At 64.8% G+C, this 19137-nt stretch carries 13 protein-coding genes; 2 read left to right on the top strand and 11 right to left on the bottom strand.

The window, feature by feature from the left end; translation table 11 throughout:
- Positions 1–496 precede the first annotated feature (496 nt).
- Positions 497–1078 carry a YqaA family protein gene (locus HDIA_RS06430; RefSeq protein ID WP_099555411.1) on the bottom strand — a complete coding sequence of 194 codons (582 nt, stop codon included), beginning with the start codon at positions 1076–1078 and terminating at the stop codon, positions 497–499.
- Between the two features lie 362 nt (positions 1079–1440).
- Between HDIA_RS06430 and HDIA_RS06425 the strand changes: the two genes are divergently transcribed.
- Positions 1441–1620 (top strand): DUF1328 domain-containing protein, encoded by a 180-nt coding sequence (locus HDIA_RS06425; protein WP_099555410.1) that lies wholly within the window; start codon positions 1441–1443, stop codon positions 1618–1620.
- Positions 1621–1704: 84 nt separating this feature from the next.
- On the opposite strand, the gene xylA is transcribed toward HDIA_RS06425, so the two are convergent.
- The 3 genes from xylA to HDIA_RS06410 form a co-directional block, all read right to left on the bottom strand.
- Positions 1705–3021 (bottom strand): xylose isomerase, encoded by a 1317-nt coding sequence (xylA, locus tag HDIA_RS06420; protein ID WP_099555409.1) that lies wholly within the window; start codon positions 3019–3021, stop codon positions 1705–1707.
- A 61-nt stretch (positions 3022–3082) separates the two neighbouring features.
- A complete protein-coding gene (gene xylB, locus HDIA_RS06415; protein ID WP_099555408.1) occupies positions 3083–4540 on the bottom strand; it encodes a xylulokinase in 1458 nt (485 codons plus the stop codon).
- Between the two features lie 73 nt (positions 4541–4613).
- A complete protein-coding gene (locus HDIA_RS06410; protein ID WP_099555407.1) occupies positions 4614–5639 on the bottom strand; it encodes a LacI family DNA-binding transcriptional regulator in 1026 nt (341 codons plus the stop codon).
- A gap of 154 nt (positions 5640–5793) precedes the next feature.
- On the opposite strand from HDIA_RS06410, the gene HDIA_RS06405 reads away from it, so the two are divergent.
- Positions 5794–6723, top strand: coding sequence for a carbohydrate kinase family protein (locus HDIA_RS06405; protein ID WP_099555406.1), 930 nt, complete (start codon positions 5794–5796; stop codon positions 6721–6723).
- A 113-nt stretch (positions 6724–6836) separates the two neighbouring features.
- Here the strand turns inward: HDIA_RS06405 and HDIA_RS06400 are convergent, their stop codons facing one another.
- The 7 genes from HDIA_RS06400 to HDIA_RS06370 all read right to left on the bottom strand — a co-directional run bounded on the left by HDIA_RS06400 (position 6837) and on the right by HDIA_RS06370 (position 19048).
- A complete protein-coding gene (locus HDIA_RS06400) occupies positions 6837–7946 on the bottom strand; it encodes a DUF1513 domain-containing protein (RefSeq protein ID WP_099555405.1) in 1110 nt (369 codons plus the stop codon).
- A 29-nt stretch (positions 7947–7975) separates the two neighbouring features.
- Complete coding sequence (locus HDIA_RS06395; protein ID WP_099555404.1) at positions 7976–9118, bottom strand: imelysin family protein; 1143 nt, start codon at positions 9116–9118, stop codon at positions 7976–7978.
- Positions 9118–10617 (bottom strand): di-heme oxidoreductase family protein, encoded by a 1500-nt coding sequence (locus HDIA_RS06390; protein ID WP_425432940.1) that lies wholly within the window; start codon positions 10615–10617, stop codon positions 9118–9120. The genes HDIA_RS06395 and HDIA_RS06390 overlap by 1 nt, the downstream gene beginning before the upstream one ends.
- Positions 10618–10788: 171 nt before the next feature.
- A complete protein-coding gene (locus HDIA_RS06385) occupies positions 10789–12066 on the bottom strand; it encodes an imelysin family protein (RefSeq protein ID WP_099555403.1) in 1278 nt (425 codons plus the stop codon).
- Between the two features lie 571 nt (positions 12067–12637).
- Positions 12638–14314: a formate--tetrahydrofolate ligase gene (locus HDIA_RS06380; protein ID WP_099555402.1), complete on the bottom strand. Its 1677-nt coding sequence runs from the start codon at positions 14312–14314 to the stop codon at positions 12638–12640.
- 353 nt (positions 14315–14667) lie between these two features.
- The gene (locus tag HDIA_RS06375; protein ID WP_099555401.1) at positions 14668–17859 is read right to left on the bottom strand and encodes an efflux RND transporter permease subunit; all 3192 of its coding nucleotides are present in this window, start codon (positions 17857–17859) and stop codon (positions 14668–14670) included.
- 106 nt (positions 17860–17965) lie between these two features.
- Positions 17966–19048 carry an efflux RND transporter periplasmic adaptor subunit gene (locus HDIA_RS06370; RefSeq protein ID WP_157775378.1) on the bottom strand — a complete coding sequence of 361 codons (1083 nt, stop codon included), beginning with the start codon at positions 19046–19048 and terminating at the stop codon, positions 17966–17968.
- Positions 19049–19137: the final 89 nt, after the last annotated feature.

The following is a 19137-nucleotide window of genomic DNA, read 5'->3' as shown; positions in this document are numbered from 1 at the left end:
CACCTCTCGGCGCAAGATCCATGCACCGCTGCCGCCTGTGACCGAGACAGACGCCATCGGCTGAGATGCGTCGGATGGCCGCTATTCCCTTGGAATTTGAGAGTAACTCTGTGAAAATTGCGTAAATTCCGCACGGTTTGCCGGCGACGGAGGCAAAAACGCCGCCAAACGAAAGTGAAGATAAAGATATCGACGGAAGAACTGGACGGTGCCGAACGGCACCTTTTCACGATCCGCAAAAATACGCAGTCGGGACGATCGTCCTTATCTTCCAGTCGCTAAGCAGGATATTGCGGACAGTCGATCCCGGCCGCCAGGTCCGTTGAGCGGACCAGTGGTGTCATTTCGCTGCCGGCCCTTGGCGAGGCCGGCCAGGCGCGGCTCGAGCATCATGCGTTCGAGCGAAAGCGCAGGAACGAGACCCTTACGCACCGGATCCAGGGATGACGAGCGGCGTGCCGGGCACCCGCGCCAAGCCGTATGATTGCCCGCCGCTCTAGACCGCGTAGCGGGCGACGACGAAGCCCCCGATCAGCAGCACCATCGCAACCGTGAAGACAAGACCGAGACGGCGCTCGATGAAGTCTTTGATCGGCGGACCGAAGACATAGAGCAACGCAGCGACCGCGAAAAAGCGGGCGCCTCGCGCAATGATGCTCGCAAGGACGAAGACGATCATGTTGAGGCCGGTCGCACCGCTGGCGATCGTGATCACCTTGAAGGGAAAGGGCGTGACGCCCGCGACAAGCACGATCCAGACGCCCCAGTCGTTGTACCAGCCACGGAACGTCTCGAACTTGTCGGCATAGCCATAGGCGGTGAGGATCGGCCAGGCCACCTGGTCGAAGAGAAAAGCGCCGATCAGATAGCCGGCGATCCCGCCGAGCACCGATGAGATCGTGGCCAGCGTCGCATACCACCAGGCGCGGCGGCGCTCGGCGATCACCATCGGGATCAGAAGCGTATCGGGAGGGATCGGGAAGACCGAGCTTTCGATGAAGGAGATCGCGCCAAGGGCGGTTACGGCATGACGGCTCGCGGCAAGCGACATGGTCCAGTCGTAAAGACGACGCAGCATTCAGCAATTCCCCTGCGCGGCCGGCAGGCCGCCATCTGAAACGAGCGCCATCGGCGCGATGGCCCAATCGATAGAACCCAAGAATCAATTTTCGGTTGGCGACAATGGCTGCCGCGCGAGACCAAAATCCGGCGACCGCGCGACAGACTTGAGGCTTACTGCATTTCACTGCCGGTGAAAATCCTTCACGACGGCCCATGCCTAACGGCTTCGGCTTGCCCGGTCCGCTCGCCTCGTCATTCCGGCGCACGGCCGCAAGATGTGACGGCGCCGGCTTCGTCCCTCCGCATCTTTTGGGAACCAAACGAACCCCCATCCGTTCTTGGACCAGACAACAACAGGATCACGGAAGGAGAAAAGACATGCTCGGTTGGGCTCTTACTTTCCTCATCGTCGCGCTGATCGCGGCAGTTCTTGGTTTTGGCGGCGTCGCCGGTACGGCCATCGGCATCGCGAAGCTGATCTTCTTCGTGGCGATCGTTCTCTTCGCCATCTCGCTCATCTACGGCCTTGTCACCGGCCGCAGGCCGCCGACCGTCTGACGGCGACCACAAGCACACGAAACGCGAAACGGCGGCCGAAACTCGGCCGCCGTTTTTCTTGCTTCAACGCTTGCGTCAACCGGCTCAGCAGAAGCGGTTGACGAGACTTTCCAGATACTCCTGGCGCCCGGACACCGGCTTCGGATCGAGGTTCGAACCGGCAACATGGGCGGCGCAGTCCTCCAGCGTCATGTCGCCGGCAAGGATCGCCTTACCCATCGGCTCGTCCCAGCCCGCATAGCGCTTGGCAACCTCGGCATCGAACTCGCCGTCCTCGACGATGGCGGCGGCGGCAACCAGTGCCCTTGCCATGGCGTCCATCGAACCGACGTGACCATGGACAAGGTCCACCGGATCGAGAGACTGGCGGCGGATCTTGGCGTCGAAGTTGAACCCGCCGGTGGTGAAGCCACCCGCGCGCAGGATTTCCACCATCGCCAGCGTCAGTTCCGGCACGTTCATGCCGAACTGGTCCGTGTCCCAGCCAAGCTGGTAGTGACCGCGGTTGAGGTCGACCGAGCCGAAGATGCCGAGGGCGGCGGCCAGTGCCAGTTCATGCTCGAAGCTGTGGCCGGCGAGGATCGCGTGGTTCTGCTCGACGTTGACCTGCACTTCCTTTTCCAGCCCGTAGGCCTTCAGGAAGCCGTAGACGGTGGCGACGTCGTAGTCGTACTGGTGCGACGACGGTTCCTTCGGCTTCGGCTCGATCAGGATCGCGCCCTTGAAGCCGGTCTTGTGTTTGTAGTCGACGACCATCGTCAGGAAGCGGCCAAGCTGGTCGAGTTCGCGCTTCAGCGAGGTGTTGAGCAGCGTCTCGTAGCCTTCACGGCCGCCCCAGAGGACGTAGTTCTGACCGCCCAGCTCGCGGGTGACGTCAAAGACGTTCTTCACCTGCGCCGCCGCGTAGAGGAACACGTCCGGATCGGGGTTGGAGGCCGCGCCCGCCATAAAGCGGCGGTTCGAGAAGAGGTTGGCCGTGCCCCAGAGCAGGTTGATGCCGGTCTCGTCGATCTTCTTGGCGAAGATGTCGGCAATCTCGCGAACGTTCTTGTTGGATTCGGCAAGGCTCTTGCCTTCCGGCGCGATGTCGCGGTCGTGGAAGGTGAAGAAGGGCACACCGAGGATCTGGAACAGTTCGAAGGCGACATCGGCCTTGAGACGCGCCATGGCCATCTCGTCGCCGGGCTGGAACCAGGGCCGCTCGAAGGTCATGCCGCCGAAGGGGTCGAGACCGGCGAAGGTCAGCGAGTGCCAATAGCAGACGGCAAAGCGCAGATGGTCTTCCATGCGCTTGCCGAGGATGACGCGGTCCTTGTCATACCAGCGATAGGCCAGCGGATTCTTGCTCTCCGCTCCCTCGAACTTGATCGGGGCGACGTCGCCGAAAAATCCCGAACTCATGACGATTTCTCCTTTGGGTGCCGGCGCCTTTGCCGGCGTCTGTTGACGTGTTCCTGAAAACTCACGCGCAGGCGGCGTGAACGGCGGGATAGAAGGCCCGGTAACGGGCGTAGCGGTCCGCATAGGCGGCAACTAGCGCCGGTTCCGGATCGATGGTCCGCTCGGTCGGCGGCGGGGTGGCAATGCTCAACGGATCGGCGCCGGTCGCGGCAATGAGGCCGAGCCGGGCCGCACCGAAAGCGCCGCCGAAATCGCCATCGCGCGGCACATCGAGCGGGACGCCGAGCACGTTGGCCATGATCTGTAGCCAGACGTTGGAGCGCGAACCGCCGCCGATCGCCGCCGCGCGCGGCACTGTCGTTCCGGCATCTCCGAGAACGCGCAGGCAGTCGGCGAAGGCGAAGGCGACGCCTTCCAGCACGGCCTGGGTCATCGTCGCGGCATCGCTCTGATGGGCAAGGCCAACGAAGGCGCCACGGACGGCTGCATCGTTGTGCGGTGTCCGCTCGCCGGAAAGATAGGGCAGGAAAAGGACCGGAGACGGCGCGGTGACTTTGTCGCCGAGCGCTCCGGCAAGGTCGGAGGCCGAGATCTTCAGGAGGCCCGAGAGCCAGTTGAGGCTATCGGTTGCCGACAGGATGACGCCCATCTGGTGCCAGGTGTCGGGCAGCGCGTGGCAGAAGGCATGAACCGCGCCGTGGGTATTGGGCGAGAAGCGGTCGTTGGAGACAAAGAGCACGCCGGAGGTGCCGAGCGAGGCGAAGGCCGCGCCGGGCGTGACCGTGCCCATGCCGATGGCGCTCGCCGCGTTGTCGCCGCCGCCGCCCGCCACAACGGGCTGGCCGGCCATTCCGAAACGAGCGGCAAGATCCGGCTTCAGGCGACCGGAGACATCCGTTCCCTCGACGAGCCAGGGCATGTGATCGCGCGTGAGATGCGTTGCGGCGAGAAGCGCGTCCGACCAAGCACGCGCCTTGACGTCGAGCCAGAGCGTTCCGGCGGCGTCCGACATGTCGGAGACATAGTCGCCGACCAGATGAAGCCGCACGTAGTCCTTCGGCAGCAGCACCTTTCTGACCTGCGCGAAGACCTCGGGCTCGTTGTTCTTCACCCAGAGCAGCTTCGGAGCGGTGAAGCCAGGCATCGCGATATTGCCGGCGATGTCGCGGGACGTCGGGCAGCGGGCTTCCAGTTCCGCGCATTCGGCGGACGAGCGCACATCGTTCCAGAGGATCGCCGGACGCAAGGGCTTGTCGTCCGCGCCCAGAAGCGTCGCGCCGTGCATCTGGCCGGAAAGGCCGATGCCGGTCACGGCACTCATTTCCTTCGGATGCGTGCGGGCAAGCTCGTCCAGCGAGGCGAAGGTGGCGCTCACCCAGTCGCCCGGGTTCTGCTCCGACCAGCCGGAATGCGGGCGCGAAACCTCCAGCGGCACGCTGGCGCTTGCCACAATCGCCTGATCGTCTCCGATCAGGACGGACTTCACCGACGAGGTGCCGATGTCGATGCCGATATACATGGTGCTTCGGTTTCCTTCCCTCTTTCGACCCGATCGCCGATCGGCCGACCCTTCAGCGGACGCCTTCGGCGCCTCAGGGCAAATTCTCTCTGAGAAACACGTCGATCCGGATGCGTTCCTGCTCGGCCACGATGGGCGTACCGGACGCGAGCGCCCGCATCACCCGGGCAGCTGACCGGATCTCGTGGCCGCAATCCTGGTTGATCACGGCCTGCATGGCGCCGGCGAGCAGCGCCGCCCGGTTCTCGGCCGTCAGTTCATGCGCGATCAGCAACGTCTTCCCGGCCCGGCCGTTGGCCTTCAGCGCCTCGACGATCCCGGCATTGCCGGCGCCGACACTGTAAATGCCCGCAAGGTCCGGATGGCGGGCGAGAAGCGCCTCGACGGCGCGGCGGGTCGTCTCGCGATCATCGCGGCCCTCGCGGACATCGACGACGCGCACATTCCCAAATTCCTCGGCCAGGACGCGCTTGAAGCCAAGCTGGCGCTCGACGTGGTCGCGAAGATCGAAGGAGCCGCCGACGATGGCAACCTCCGCCCCCTGCCCGCCCATGAAGCGTCCCATCAGGGCTCCGGCCGTCCGGCCGGCGGCGATGTTGTCGATGCCGACGTAGCGGGCCCGGCGCGATCCCGGAAGATCGGAGACCAGCGTGACGACCGGAATGCCGGCGGCATGGAGGTGATTGACCGCCTCGCGCACCATTGGATGGTCGAGCGCCACCAGCGCGACCCCGGCAAGACCGTCGCGCTCCAGTCCGTCCAGTGCGGCGGCGAGCGCCGCGCCGTCGAAAACGTCCACACGGACCGTCTCGTAGACCGCCCCTTCGAGCGTCATCCAGTCGGAAAGACTCCCGACCGCCTCGCTGAGGCTCGACATGAAGGGATTTTCGCCGGAGGGCAGCACGAAGACGAAGCGGCGGCGCGCCGCATCCACCCGGGCTGACAAGGCTGAGGGCGCGTAGCCGAGCCGGTTGATCGCCTCCTGCACGCGAACGGCGCTACGCGAGGCGTTCCCCGCGCGTCCGTTCAGAACACGGTCGACCGTCGCGATGCTGACGCCCGCTGCTTCCGCCACGTCCTTGAGTGTGACCCGTGCCATCCGGCCCTCATTCGATTTGTTTTGATCTTTATTTTGATGTGATCACATCGTCAAGAGGACATAGGGACGTCCGAGGCCGCCTGCCGGCGCCATCGAAATCATTGCGGAGGTGGGCAATTGTCGTTAGGAACGAGAAAAAATTCAGGAGGCTCCCTTGCTCCTTGTCTGTGGCGATGCGCTTATCGACTTCGTCCCCGTGAAATCGGCTGACGGCCGCGACGCCTATGTGCCGGCGGTCGGCGGTTCGTGTCTTAATATCGCTGTCGCGATCGGCCGGCTTGGTGCGCCGTCGGGCCTGGTTGCCGGCATTTCCACCGACATGTTCGGTGCGATGCTGGCCGATCACCTCAAGGCGTCAAATGTCAGCTTCGACTACCTGACCCGCAGTGCCTCGGAGACGACGCTCGCCTTCGTGCGCATTGTCGATGGCGAGCCGCACTATGCCTTCTATGACGAGGCGACGGCCGCGAGCCGCTGGACCTACACGCCGGGCTCGATCGACTTTTCCAGGATTGCCGCCGTTCATGTCGGCTCGACGACGCTGATCCACGATCCGGTGTCCTCGGAGACCGCCAAGATGGTTGCCGAGGCCGCCGGCAAGACCATCGTCGCGCTCGATCCGAACTGCCGCCCGACGCTCACCAAGGACCGCGACGACTATCGCCGCCGGATCGAGGCTCTGATCGCCCACGCCGATATCCTGCGCATGTCGGATGTCGACTTCGAGTTCCTGTTCGATGATGCGGACTGGGATGCAAAGGCTGCCGAATGGCTCGGAATCCGTCCCGCGATCGTGCTGATCACGCGCGGCGGCGACGGCGTCACTGTCTATCACGCCGGAGCCGGCAAGCTGCAGGTCGGCGCCCGCAAGGTGGAGGTGGCCGACACGATCGGCGCCGGCGACACTTTCCAGGGCGGCTTCCTGACGGCGCTCTACGAGGGCGGCTATTTGAGCCGCGAAAAGCTTGAGGCGATGACGGCGAAGGAGATTTCCGCCTGCGTCGATTTCGGCATTCGCGCCGCCGCCGTCACGGTCTCGCGGCCGGGCGCCAATCCGCCCTGGCGTCACGAGATGGCGGGCTAGAGCATCCAGCCGAAAAGTGGATTCCGGTTTTCGGGCAACTGGATGCTTCAGCAAGAAGTCAAACGGACTCTGTGATCCGTATCAACGGCAAACCTCTTTAGGGCGCCTCCGCCTCAGAGCAAGGTCAGGTGATTGTCGAAGGAAAGATCGTCCTTCCTGACTTCCCTGCGCTCGACTGCCTTGTCGCCGAATTCGAAGCTGACGACATCGCCCATGCCGCCGGCACCGACGATGTCGTGCTCGCCGGGCCCGCGGATGATGCCGCAACCGTCCGCTAGATCCGACATGCCGGCAAAGCGGGCGCTCGCCGCGTCGAAGGCAAAGACAACATTGCCGCGCGGGGCCGAGAAGGCAACCGTCTCGCCGTCACCGCTGGCAGACACCGCGCCGATATAGTTGCGCGGCCGCACTCGCAACTCTTCGGGCAAGGTGAAGAGTTCGACCTTGCCCGACTGGCTGACGCGGCCGGCGAGCGGCGGCAGTTCGGTCCGTGGCCCCTCGTGCTGACAGCCGAACCAGATCGCGCCGAAGCGGTCCGTCGCCAGATGGCGGATCGAGAGCTGGCTGAGATCGGCGCCAAGGTCGTGATTGGCCAGCACCTTGCCCCCATCCGTCGAGACGAGGGCGAGCGAAGGCTTCATCTCCGCCGTGTTGAGGTTCATCCGGCCGAATTCCGGCGATGTGTCGAGGCCGCCGTTGGCGATCGCCAGCGTCCTGCCACCGTCGATCAACTGGAGTTCATGCGGGCCGACGCCGCCGGAGAAGAACTCGCCGATGCGCCGGAAATCGTCGGCGACATCGTAAAGGCCGATCACGCCGCGCTGGCCGTCATAGTCGTTTTCGGTGGCGTAGAGAATCTTGCCGTCCGGGCTGAAGGCGCCATGACCGTAGAAGGTGCGCCCCTGCGCGGCGGCGACGATCCTCGGCGCCTGTCTGAAGTCCGGTTCGAAGACCGCGAGGAAGCTGCCGGGCCGGCGGGCGAATGCGACCATCCGGCCGCTCGTCTGGTCGATAGCGATCTCATGGCCCCGGTCGGGGAGCGGTCGGCTCCCGAGGATACGCCCGCCATCGTCGATCAGGACGGCCGCAAAGCTGCCGTCGGGCAGCCGGGCGCAGGCGGCAAAGCGCGGCGCGCCATCAGGACCGGCGGCAAAGAGGCGTCGCGGGCCGACCACGGAAAGGCCCGCCGCAAGACCCAGAAAATGGCGTCGGCTGATGGACATCACTTCATCCTTGGAACAGTCCCGCCGGATCAATCGCCATCCAGCGAGTTGAAGCCCTTTTCAAGACCAATGCCGGCAACGAGATCCGACCCCACGTTGTCGCGGATGCTGAGGGTCTTCAGCACGAGATAGCTCGCAAGCTTGCGGTCGTCAGGCGTTGTCACCACGTCCTCGATCGGCTTATCCAGCTTGCGGGCCGCGTCGATCGCATTGTCGAATTCGAAGCGGATCGAGTTGTCGAGCCATTCCAGCGAGGGATCGAGCTTCTTGCCGGCGCCGCTCGCTTCCACAAGACCGCGCAAGCCCTCGAAATTCGCCGCAACGGTCGCCATCGTCAGGCCCGAGCGCCAGAAGGGGGCGAGCTTCGGTTTGGCGTCGTCGACACTCTTGCCGAGCGCGACCTTCAGCTTGTGGTCGCCGATGATCTCAAGTCCTGTCGCAACCTGCTGGAAGAGTTCGCCGGCCGCCTCCTTCGACGTCTGGAACAGCGGGTTGTTGGAGCCCGGCTTTTCGAACAGCGCCGCGGCGCCGTCCGGGCCGGTCCAGGCGGTTTGCAACTGGCCGGCCATGTCGGCTACGTTTGCTGCGGCGGCCTCGGCGTAATGGCAGCGATAGGCGCCGCCGGCATCGTCGGCCTTGCCAAGCGTCTCGGCACCGGAACCGTAGAGCAGGTAGTCGAGCGCCGTCAGGCCCTGCATGGCCACGGACTTCTGGACAAGGCTCTCCACGCTTGTCGCCGTGTCGTCCTTCTTCGCCAGAGCGGCCTGCACCTGCTTGAGGCCGAGGCTGCGGGCATCCGGCCAGAAGGCCATCCGCTCCAGTCGGTGCTCTTCCATCAGCGGACCGAAGCGCCAGAACTCGACGCGCGACCAGGCGGTGACCGTTGCGGCGAAGGCCTTGCGAGCCGTGTCCAGATGAGCGGCGTCTGGCGCCTTGCAGAGAGCCTTGGCATCGTCCCAAAAGACGTCCGCCTTGGCTGCGAGCGCCTTGAAGCCGGGGCGGATTTCTCCGTCGATGGCATTCGCGACAATCGCCCCGAATTCGGCTTCGGAGAGATTGGCAGCCTGTGTGGAGCCTTCGCCGCGCGCCTGGGCCAGAGCGGCAACAGGCGTCAGGCAGGTCAACAGAAGCGTGCCGGCCAGAAAGGCGGCACTCCCCGGCCCATTCATCATCAAAGCGACTCCAGATACTTGATCAGCGCGTCCCGGTCGGCCTTGTCGAGGCTCGCGACATGATCCCTCGACGCCTGCGCCTCGCCGCCATGCCAAAGAACAGCCTCGAGCAGGTTGCGCGCCCGCCCATCGTGCAGGAAGAGCGTATGGCCGTTGACCGCCTCGGTCAAACCGATGCCCCAGAGCGGCGCCGTGCGCCATTCCCGCCCGTTGGCGCCCGCCTCCGGCCGGTTGTCTGCAAGCCCCTCGCCCATGTCGTGCAGCAGCATGTCGGTGAAGGGCCAGATGAGCTGGAAGGAGAGTTCCTTCATCGACGCATCGCGGCGGGTGACGAATTTCGGATGATGGCAGGCCGGACAGCCGGCTTCGTCGAACACTTCTTTGCCGTGCAGCACGACCGGGTCGTCGACGTTGCGGCGCGCGGGGACCGCCAGATTGCGGGAATAGAAGACGACGAGGTCCATCATGTCCGGCGGAACTTCATAGGGACCGAGCTTCGCCTGAACGCCGCTCGGCATGTCGAAGCATTTCTGTTCGCCGCCCTTCATGCAGTCGCCGGTGGACGCAGGCATGAGTTCGGACGAAAGGCCCATGTCGCCGGCAAAGGCGTGAGCACTCTGCTGCTCGATGGTCGGCTGCCCTGCCTTCCAGCCGAAGCGGCCCATCACCGTCTTGCCGGTGCGGTCGTCATGAACCCGGTTGATGCGGCCGGAAATGCCGTCGCCGTCCTTGTCGTCGGGGTCGGCCAGCGCCTCGATATCGCCGGGATGGATGGCCTCCAGAAGCCCGAGGCCGATCATCGGCTGGGCGACACGGGGCGACATCATGATCCCCTTGCCCATCGGGCCGTAGCCGAGGTTGTCGATCTCGTATGTCGGCTTGCGCAGGGAGACGACCGTGCCGTCGGCCAGCGCCACCGGCTCTTCCTGATAGGTGACCTTGATGTGCCCTTCGGCCGGCAGGCCGGGAACAGCCACATCCTGAAGCTGGCCGCCGTAGGTCGGGTCGTCGACCGGACCGTTCGGTCCCGGCACCGAGAGGCGTATCAGAAAGCTTTCCGCATCGGTCACCCCCGGCGGATGGCCGCGGCCGTCCTTCAGATGGCAGCTCTGGCAGGCGCGCGAATTATAGAGCGGTCCGAGGCCGTCGGCGGCCTGCGTCGACGACGGCGACGACACCCAGAGGCGGCGGAACAGGCCGTTGCCAAGCTTGAAGCTTTCCTCGCCGGCGAAACTCAGATTGGACGAGAACTGCGAAAAGGCGTCCCGGTCGAAGACCTTGCGATTGGTCGTCGCGCCGCCGGGCAGCGCTTCGAACTTCTCCGACTTTGAAAAATCGTCCGTCTCGGCCGTTACCTTGGCAACGCGCGCGCGGTCCTTGGGGGAGAGATCGTCACGCCAGGACATCGGTCCACTGTCGGCCGCCAGGGCGGTGGAAACAAGCAAGCCGGCCATCGCGGCCGGCAGCAGCAAGAAACGGGCGGCCCGCCAATGCATCATCATCGCCAAAATCTTCCCCAGAGCGGCGCCCCTTCACCGCATCCCACTGTCATTGAAGAAAGACGCCGCTCCGTCCAGCGGTGTTTTTCGATCTCTGCCAACGTGCCCATCGGCTTTGTTCAGCCGAAACGGTATAGGGGAGGAAGCTACAGCCTCCTCCCCCGCTTCATCTCACTGGAAGACCGAATCCGGGCTATCGAGGCTGTCGGAGCCCTCGAACGCAATCTCCGAAAGACCCAGCGCCGAGACGCCGCGCTCGATCGAGCGGGTCTGGTCGACAAGGCCGTCGATGACCGTCTGGACGACCGCGTTGCCTTCCGTATTGCCTTCGCCGATCATCTGGTCATAGGCCTCGACCGTCTCGCCGCGCGCCTTCATCGCCGTGGCTGCGGCCAGCGTGGCGTCGAGCTTGCGCTGCAGTTCGGTCGCGACTTCGGGAGACTTGGCCTCCAGCAGGGCGCTGAGGCTCGGGCCCTCGACCTTGCTGCCGTCGACGCGGGTGTAGGTGCCGAAGTAGACGTTCCGGATGCCGACGATGTCGTAATAGTGCGAGTTGTAGGTGTTGTCGGAGAAGCAGTCGTGCTCCTCTTCCGGATCGTGCAGCAGGAGGCCGAGCTTCATGCGCTCGCCGGCCAGTTCGCCATAGGAAAGCGAGCCCATGCCGGTGAAGATCGTCGCAAGCCCTTCTTCGGGCGACTTCGCCTTCAGCGCCTCATAGGCCGCGCCGCCATCCTGCCAGTCACCGACCATTTCCTTCAGATCCGAGACCAGAAGCTCGGATGCGGAGGTCAGGTATTCGATGCGGCGGTCGCAGTTGCCGTTAGTGCAGTTGGCCGTATCATAGTCGGAGGCCGGACGATTGCCGGCGCCGGGGCCGGTTCCATTGAGGTCCTGCCCCCAGAGCAGGAACTCGATGGCATGATAGCCGCTGGCGACGTTCGACTCGATCTCGCCGGCTTCCTGCAGGGTGCCGGAGATCAGTTCCGGCGTGATCTTCGAGGCGTCGATGGTCTTCCCACCGATCTCGATCGACGAGTGAGCGATCACGTTCAGCGTATAGAGGCTGTTGGCGTCCGACTCGCTGCCGTAGCCGGCGTCGACATAGTCGATCAGGCCCTCGTCGAGCGGCCAGGCGTTCACGCGGCCCTCCCAGTCGTCGACCACGGCATTGCCGAAGCGGAAGGCCTCGGTCTGCTGATAGGGCACGCGGGCGGCCTTCCAGGCCTCGCGGGCAGCGCCCAGGTTCTCCTCGGTCGGCGTCGCGACGAAGGTCTTGATGGCGGCGTCCAGCGCTTCGGCCGTCGTCAGCGAGTCACCGTAGTCGGCGCGCGCAATGGCGATGTAGTTGTCCACGATCGCCTCGGGCGTTGGCGCATCGGCGGCAAAGGCCGAACCGGTCATCACGGCGCCGACTGCCAAGCCCGTTCCCCAAAGGGCCTTCTTCATCATTTCGTCTCTCCGTCCTGTCATCCTGAAATCCGTTGGCCGGCCTTCGATGGCCCTTGTCCGCCGGGCCTTCCTCTGCCCCAGCGACCAAGACCCATGGGTGACCTGACGGCCACCCAATGCATGCAGCCGCTTGCGGCGCATGACCCCGCGCCATTCCTTGCCGATTGTGTGTCGTGAAAATCAGCCGGCATCTTCCGGACACGCGCCCATCGTCCACGGCCGCGCCGAGGGGCCGCACATAGCCTTGCACTCCACCCTCGCAGACAACGTCCGCCGCGGCATGGCGAGGCCAACCCCCTCATCTTCCCCGACCTCCAATCGAAAGGGTTCAAGGCCCAGACATCAAAGGCTGCGGCCTGCTCGATGGCGGCCACAGGTCCAACTTTTCAGAGCGGGGGGATGCTGTCAAGTATTGTGGAATTACTAACTCAACTTTAGAATTTTTCTAACTGCGGGAAGGGATTGGCCACCCTGAACCGCCAGCCATGCGTCGGTCGGAGCCCCAAGCAAAAATGCCCCGCCTCACGAGGAGACGGGGCATTCCTGTTGGCTGATGTCTTGGGAGGATCGCTCAGCTCAGTCCTTCGATCATGCCGTTCTCGTCGAGCTTGATATGCATCGCCGAGGGGACCTTGGGCAGGCCCGGCATGCGCATGATGTCGCCGCAGACGGCGACCACGAATTCGGCGCCGGCGGCAAGGTGCACCTCGCGAACGGGCAGCACGTGGCCTTCCGGCGCGTTCTTCATATTGGGGTCGGACGAGAAGGACGACTGGGTCTTGGCGATGCAGACCGGCACATGGCCGAAGCCTGCCGCCTCGAACTCGGCCAGACGCTTGGCGACCGCAGGTGTCGCGGCGACGCTGCTGGCGCGGTAGAGGGTCTTGGCGATGGTCTCGACCTTTTCCAAGAGGCCCATTTCGGAGGGATAGAGCGGCTGGAACGGCGCCTCGCGCGGCGCGTCGAGCATTGCGACGACCTTGTTGGCGAGTTCCTCGGTGCCCTTGGATCCCTCGCCCCAGTGGGTGCAGAGAACGGCATCGACGCCGGCCTTCTCCTTGGTGAGGCGAATGACCGCCTCGATCTCGGCGTCCGTGTCGGTGACGAACTTGTTGACGCAGACGACCACCGGAACGCCGAACTTCTTCGTGTTCTCGATATGACGGGCCAGGTTGGCAAAGCCCGTCTCGAGGGCCGCTACGTTTTCCTTCGAAAGGTCGTTCTTGCCGACGCCGCCATGCATCTTGAGCGCACGGATGGTGGCGACGATGACCGCCGCGTCGGGCGTCAGGCCCGCCTTGCGGCACTTGATGTCGAAGAACTTCTCGGCGCCGAGGTCGGCGCCGAAGCCGGCTTCCGTCACGACGATGTCGGCAAGGGCCAACGCGGCCGTGGTCGCGGAGACCGAGTTGCAGCCGTGGGCGATGTTGGCGAAGGGGCCGCCGTGCACGAAGGCCGGGTTGCCTTCTAGCGTCTGGACGAGGTTCGGCGAGAAGGCGTCCTTCAGCAGCACCGTCATCGCGGGCGCCGCGCCGATGTCGCCGCAGGTGATCGGCTTGCGGTCGCGGGTCTCGGCGACAATCATCCTCGACAGGCGCGCTTCGAGGTCGGCAAGGTCGGTCGCAAGGCAGAAGACCGCCATCACCTCGGAGGCGACGGTGATGTCGAAGCCGTCGGTGCGCGGATAGCCGTTCGAAACGCCGCCGAGCGACGACGTGATCTCGCGCAGAGAGCGGTCGTTCATGTCGATCGCCCGGCGCCAGGAGACGCGGCGGCTGTCGATGCCGAGTTCGTTGCCCCAGTAGATGTGGTTGTCGATCATCGCCGAGAGCAGGTTGTGCGCCGAGGTGATCGCGTGGAAGTCGCCGGTGAAGTGGAGGTTGATCGCCTCCATCGGCACGACCTGGGCCCAGCCGCCGCCGGCCGCGCCGCCCTTGACGCCGAAGCACGGGCCGAGCGAGGGCTCGCGCAGGCAAATCGCCGCCTTCTTGCCGATGCGGTTGAGGCCGTCGCCAAGGCCGACTGTTGTCGTGGTCTTGCCTTCGCCCGCCGGGGTCGGCGTGATGGCGGTCACGAGCACCAGCTTGCCGCGCGGCTTGTCCTTGAGGGATTTCAGATATTCGCCGTCGACCTTGGCGATATGCTTGCCGTAGTTGTCGAGCGCGTCGTCCGGAATGCCGAGCTTGGTCGCCACCTCCCCGATCGGCTTCATGGTGACGCTACGGGCAATCTCGATATCGCTCGACATGGCTGTTTCCTCATCCCTCATCGGCCGCAATCGGCACTTCTTTCGGTGCGCACCATGCCCGACCTCGCCGTCCGGAGAAAGCCCCTCGCCATGCGGCAAGTGGGTGCAACGGGCTCCGGACCATTGGCCGGCCGGGTCTGCACGGGATCGGGATCAAACGAGAAAAGACAACCAGAATCAATTAATTAAAACTGGTCCTGACATCAATTTATCTTCATTCGTGCCCTGAAATTGAAAGAATTGCTCCGGGCGGAAAAGGAAGGAACCGCAAGCGGTTGGCGGAGCGGGACAAAGAGAAGTGCTCCCTCCTCACAAGGAGAAGGGAGCACGCGGTGGCCGGCGCGGAAGACGCATTACTCCGCCGCGCCGACCAGCTGTCCTTTTCCATCAACAGTCGGGATCGGCAGGGCCAGCTGATGCTCGCCCTGGGCGACTGACTTCGGCTCGCGGTTGACCTCCGGCCGCTTCACGCGGAACCAGAGCGCGTAAAGCGCCGGCACGAAGAGCAGCGTCAGCAGCGTCGCGAAGGCAAGGCCGCCCATGATCGCCACGGCCATCGGCCCCCAGAAGACATTGTGGGACAGCGGGATCATGGCGAGGATCGCGGCCAGCGCCGTCAGAACGACCGGGCGCGAACGACGCACGGTGGCGTTGACGACGGCGTTCCACGGATCGACGCCGGCATCGAGATCGTGGCCGATCTGATCGACGAGGATCACGGTGTTGCGCATGATCATGCCGGCGAGCGCGATGAGGCCGAGAAGGGCCACAAAGCCGAAGGGCTGGTGGAAAGCGATCAACGAGGCCGTCGCGCCGACGAGGCCGAGCGGGGCCGTGGAGAAGACCAGCGCGAGCTTGGAGAAGCTCTGGAGCTGGATCATCAGGATGGTCAGCATCGCGAGGATCATCACCGGGAAGACCGCGAAGAGCGCCACGTTGGCCTTGGCGCTTTCCTCCACGGAGCCACCCATCTCGATGCGGTAGCCGACAGGCAGGCTCTCCATCATCGGCTGCAGCTTCGGCCAGATCGCGTTGGACACGTCGGGGGCCTGCACGCCGGGGATCACATCGGCGCGCACGGTGATCATCATGTCGCGGTTCTGCCGCCACAGGATCGGTTCCTCGAAGCCATAGTCGATATGCGCGACCTGAGCGAGCGTCACGGGGTGCCCGCCGCGCACGGCAACGGTCAGATCGTCGAGATCGGACAGATTGGCGCGCTCACCGGCAACGGCCCTTGCCACGACGCCGACCTTCTCGATGCCGTCGCGCACGGTCGTGACCTGATAGCCGGAGATCAGGGTCTGCAGGGTGTTGGCAATCTCCTGCGGATTGAGGCCGAGGGCGCGGATGCGGTCCTGATCGAGCACGAGTTGGATCGCCTTCGCCTGCTCGTTCCAGTCGAGCTGCGCATTCCTTGTCTTCGGATTCTCCGCAACGATCGCCTGCACCTTGCGGGCGATGTGGCGCACCTCCACCGGGTCGGCGCCGATGACACGGAACTGCACGGGGAAGCCAACCGGAGGCCCGAGTTCCAGCGGATTGATGCGCACGCGTGCCTGCGGCAGGCCGCCGTCGGCGATGAACGTCTCCAGATCCGCCTTCACGTGGTCGCGCGCCTCGGGGCCCGTCGTCTCCATGACGAGAATGCCGTAGTTGGACTTCGGCAGTTCCGGATTGGAGGCAAGGAACCAGCGCGGCGATCCGGCGCCGATATAGGACGTGTAGGTGAGGACGTCGTCACGACCGGCCACCTGTCCCTCGATCACCTTCATGGCCCGCGTCGTCGCCGCGATGGACGAGCCTTCCGGCAGGCGAACCTCGACGTTGAGTTCCGGCCGGGGGGACGAGGGGAAGAACTGCTGCTCGACGAACTTGAAGCCCCAGATCGCCGTCGCAAAGCAGCCGACCGTCGCCAGCACCACGATAATGCGGTGCGCGACGCACCAGTCGATGACGGCACGCAGGATGCGGTAGGTGCGGGTTGCGTAGAGATCGTGGCCGGCTGAGCCATGGCCGCCCTTGTGGAAGTCCGGCAGCAGCTTGACGCCGAGGTAGGGCGTGAAGATCACGGCCACGAACCAGGAAGCGATGAGAGCGATGCCGACGACCCAGAAGATGCCGCCCGCGTATTCGCCGGCGCTCGACTTGGCAAAGCCGACGGGCAGGAAGCCGGCGGCCGTGACCAGCGTGCCGGTCAGCATCGGAAAGGCGGTCGAACTCCATGCGAAGGTCGCCGCCGTCAGGCGGTCATAGCCCTCTTCCATCTTCACCACCATCATCTCCACGGCGATGATGGCGTCGTCCACGAGAAGGCCGAGGGCGATGATCAGCGCGCCGAGCGTGATGCGGTGCAGGCTCATGCCGAGCATGTCGAGCACGATCATGACGATGGCGAGCACGAGCGGCACGGCAAGCGCCACGACGATGCCCGTGCGCCAGCCAAGCGAGAGGAAGCTGACGGCGAGCACGATGGCGAGTGCCTCGACGAAGGCCTGGATGAACTCGGCGACGGATTCCTCGACGATCTTCGGCTGGTCGGCGACCTGCTGCACATGGAACCCGACCGGAAGGTCGGCGCGGATATCCTTCATCGCCACATCGAGATTGTGGCCGAGGGTCTCGATATTGGTGCCGTCGGCCATCACGACGCCGATCGCCAGCGCCGGTTCGCCCTCGTTGCGGACGACATAGGAGGGCGGGTCCTCGTAACCGCGCCGGACAGAGGCGATGTCGCCAATCCTGAAGACACGACCCCCGGCGCTCACCGGGATGTCGGCGATCGACTTCACGCCATCGACGCCGCCGTCAAGGCGGACGGCGATGCGTTCGTCGGCGGTCTCGATCGTTCCGGCCGGCGTCACGCCATTCTGCGCGGCGATCGAGGTGAAGATGTCGCTTGGCGTGACGCCGAGCGTCGCCAGCTTGCTGTGACTGAATTCGACGAAGATCTTCTGGTCCTGATCGCCATAGAAATGGACCTTGGCGACATCGGGCACCCGCAGCAGGCTCTGGCGGATCAACTCCGCTTCGTCCTTCAGGTCGCGCATGGTCGTGCCGTCGCCCTTCAGCATGTAGAGGGCGCTGTCGACGTCGCCGAAGTCGTCGTTGAAATAGGGGCCGAGCATGCCGGACGGGAGCTGGGCCCGGATGTCGCCGACCCGCTTTCTGATCTGGTACCAGATGTCCTTGACGTCGCCGGGCGGGGTCGCGTCCGAGAGGCTGACCTGCATGTAGCTGGTGCCGGCCTTCGAATAGGTTCTCACCTTGTCGAAATGCGGAACCTCCTGGACCACCTTTTCGATGGGATCGGCGACCTGCTCCTGCATCTCCTTCGCCGTCGCTCCGGGCCACACGGCGGTGATGTTCATCACCTTGATCGTGAAGCTCGGATCCTCGGCGCGTCCGAGGCGGGCATAGGAGTAAATACCGCCAAGGCTGAGGACGATGATGAAGAAGAGAACCAGCGGCTGATGCGTGACCGCCCAGCGTGAAAGGTTCAGGCCCGAGGCTCGCGGGCCTTCGGGATGCGCGACATTGGCCATGGACCTGCTCCATGAAAGACGAAAGGGATCACGTCCGGACGGCCATTGGCGGCCGCCCGGTTCGATAAAGGGACTCTGAAAACGTGCGAGGCGGCCTGCGGTCGCCTCAGTCGGCGCTTGCCGCCTCGACGGCGACGCGCACGACCTCGCCGTCCTGAAGCTGGTTCACGCCCAGCGTGACGACCCTCTCGCCCTCGGCAAGGCCGGACTCGATGACGACATCGCGCTCGCCGAAGCGCCTGATGATCACGGGCGTCTTCTTCAGCGTCTTGCCGTCTGCTCCGACGACGAAGACCGTCGGCCCCTGCCCTTCGTCCAGCACTGCCGTCGTCGGCAACTGGACGACCGGCTTCGGGTCGCCGCGCATCAGCGTCACGGTCGCCGTCATGCCGAAGCGGACGTCCCGTGTCGGCTCGTCGATGGTGTAGCGGGCAAGATAGGTGCGCGAGGTGGCGTCGGCCTGCGGCGACATTTCGCGCAGATGCGCGGCCATGGACTTGCTGTCCCCGGCCCAGAGCGTGACGCTGGCCGTTGCCCCGTCGAGGTCACCGGTCTGGCCTTCCGGCACGGCGATCTCGACTTCCTTCGGCTCCGTTGGCGCCAGCGTCAGGACCGGTGCGCCGACGGCGACCACCTGTCCCGGCTCGGCCGAGACGGCGGTCACGACGGCATCGTGGCTGGCGCGCAGGGTCGCATACTCAAGCTGGTTCTTCGCCAGCGCCACCGCATGACCGGCCTTTTCCAGCCGGGCCGTCGCCTCTTCGGTGGCGAGCCGGCGCTGCTCGTCCGAAGACCGGCTGACGACACCGCCATCGGCGAGATTGCCGATGCGCTTCTGGTCGGTGCGAGCCTGGTCGAGATTGGCCTTGGCGGCCTCCAGTTCGGCGCCCGCGCTTTCGAGGGAAAGCTTCAGGTCGGTGTCGTCGAGCGTCGCCAGCACGTCTCCGGCCTTGACGACATCACCGACATCGAAGGCCCGGCTTTCGATCTTGCCGTCGATGCGGAAGGCGGACGGAACCTCGCGGCGCGGCTTCACCACGCCGGTATAGCTGTGCATTTCAGCCATGGACGCCAGATGGACGACGTCGGCCCGCACGACCGGCGGACGCGGCGCCTCGGCCTCTTCCTGAGGCTGGCAGGCGGCGAGCAGCAGGGACGCGGCACCCAGGATCAGGGCGGATCGGGACATTGGAATCTCCATGCGATGCATGATGGATGACATTATTTCAACTGACGATATTCAAAATTCGTCACAATCAGGAAACACCGATACGCTGG

The sequence above is a fragment of the Hartmannibacter diazotrophicus genome (genome assembly GCF_900231165.1).
GTDB classification, from domain to species: domain Bacteria; phylum Pseudomonadota; class Alphaproteobacteria; order Rhizobiales; family Pleomorphomonadaceae; genus Hartmannibacter; species Hartmannibacter diazotrophicus.
Note: the sequence above shows the minus strand (reverse complement) of the source record. Positions and strands in the feature narration are given on the sequence as shown.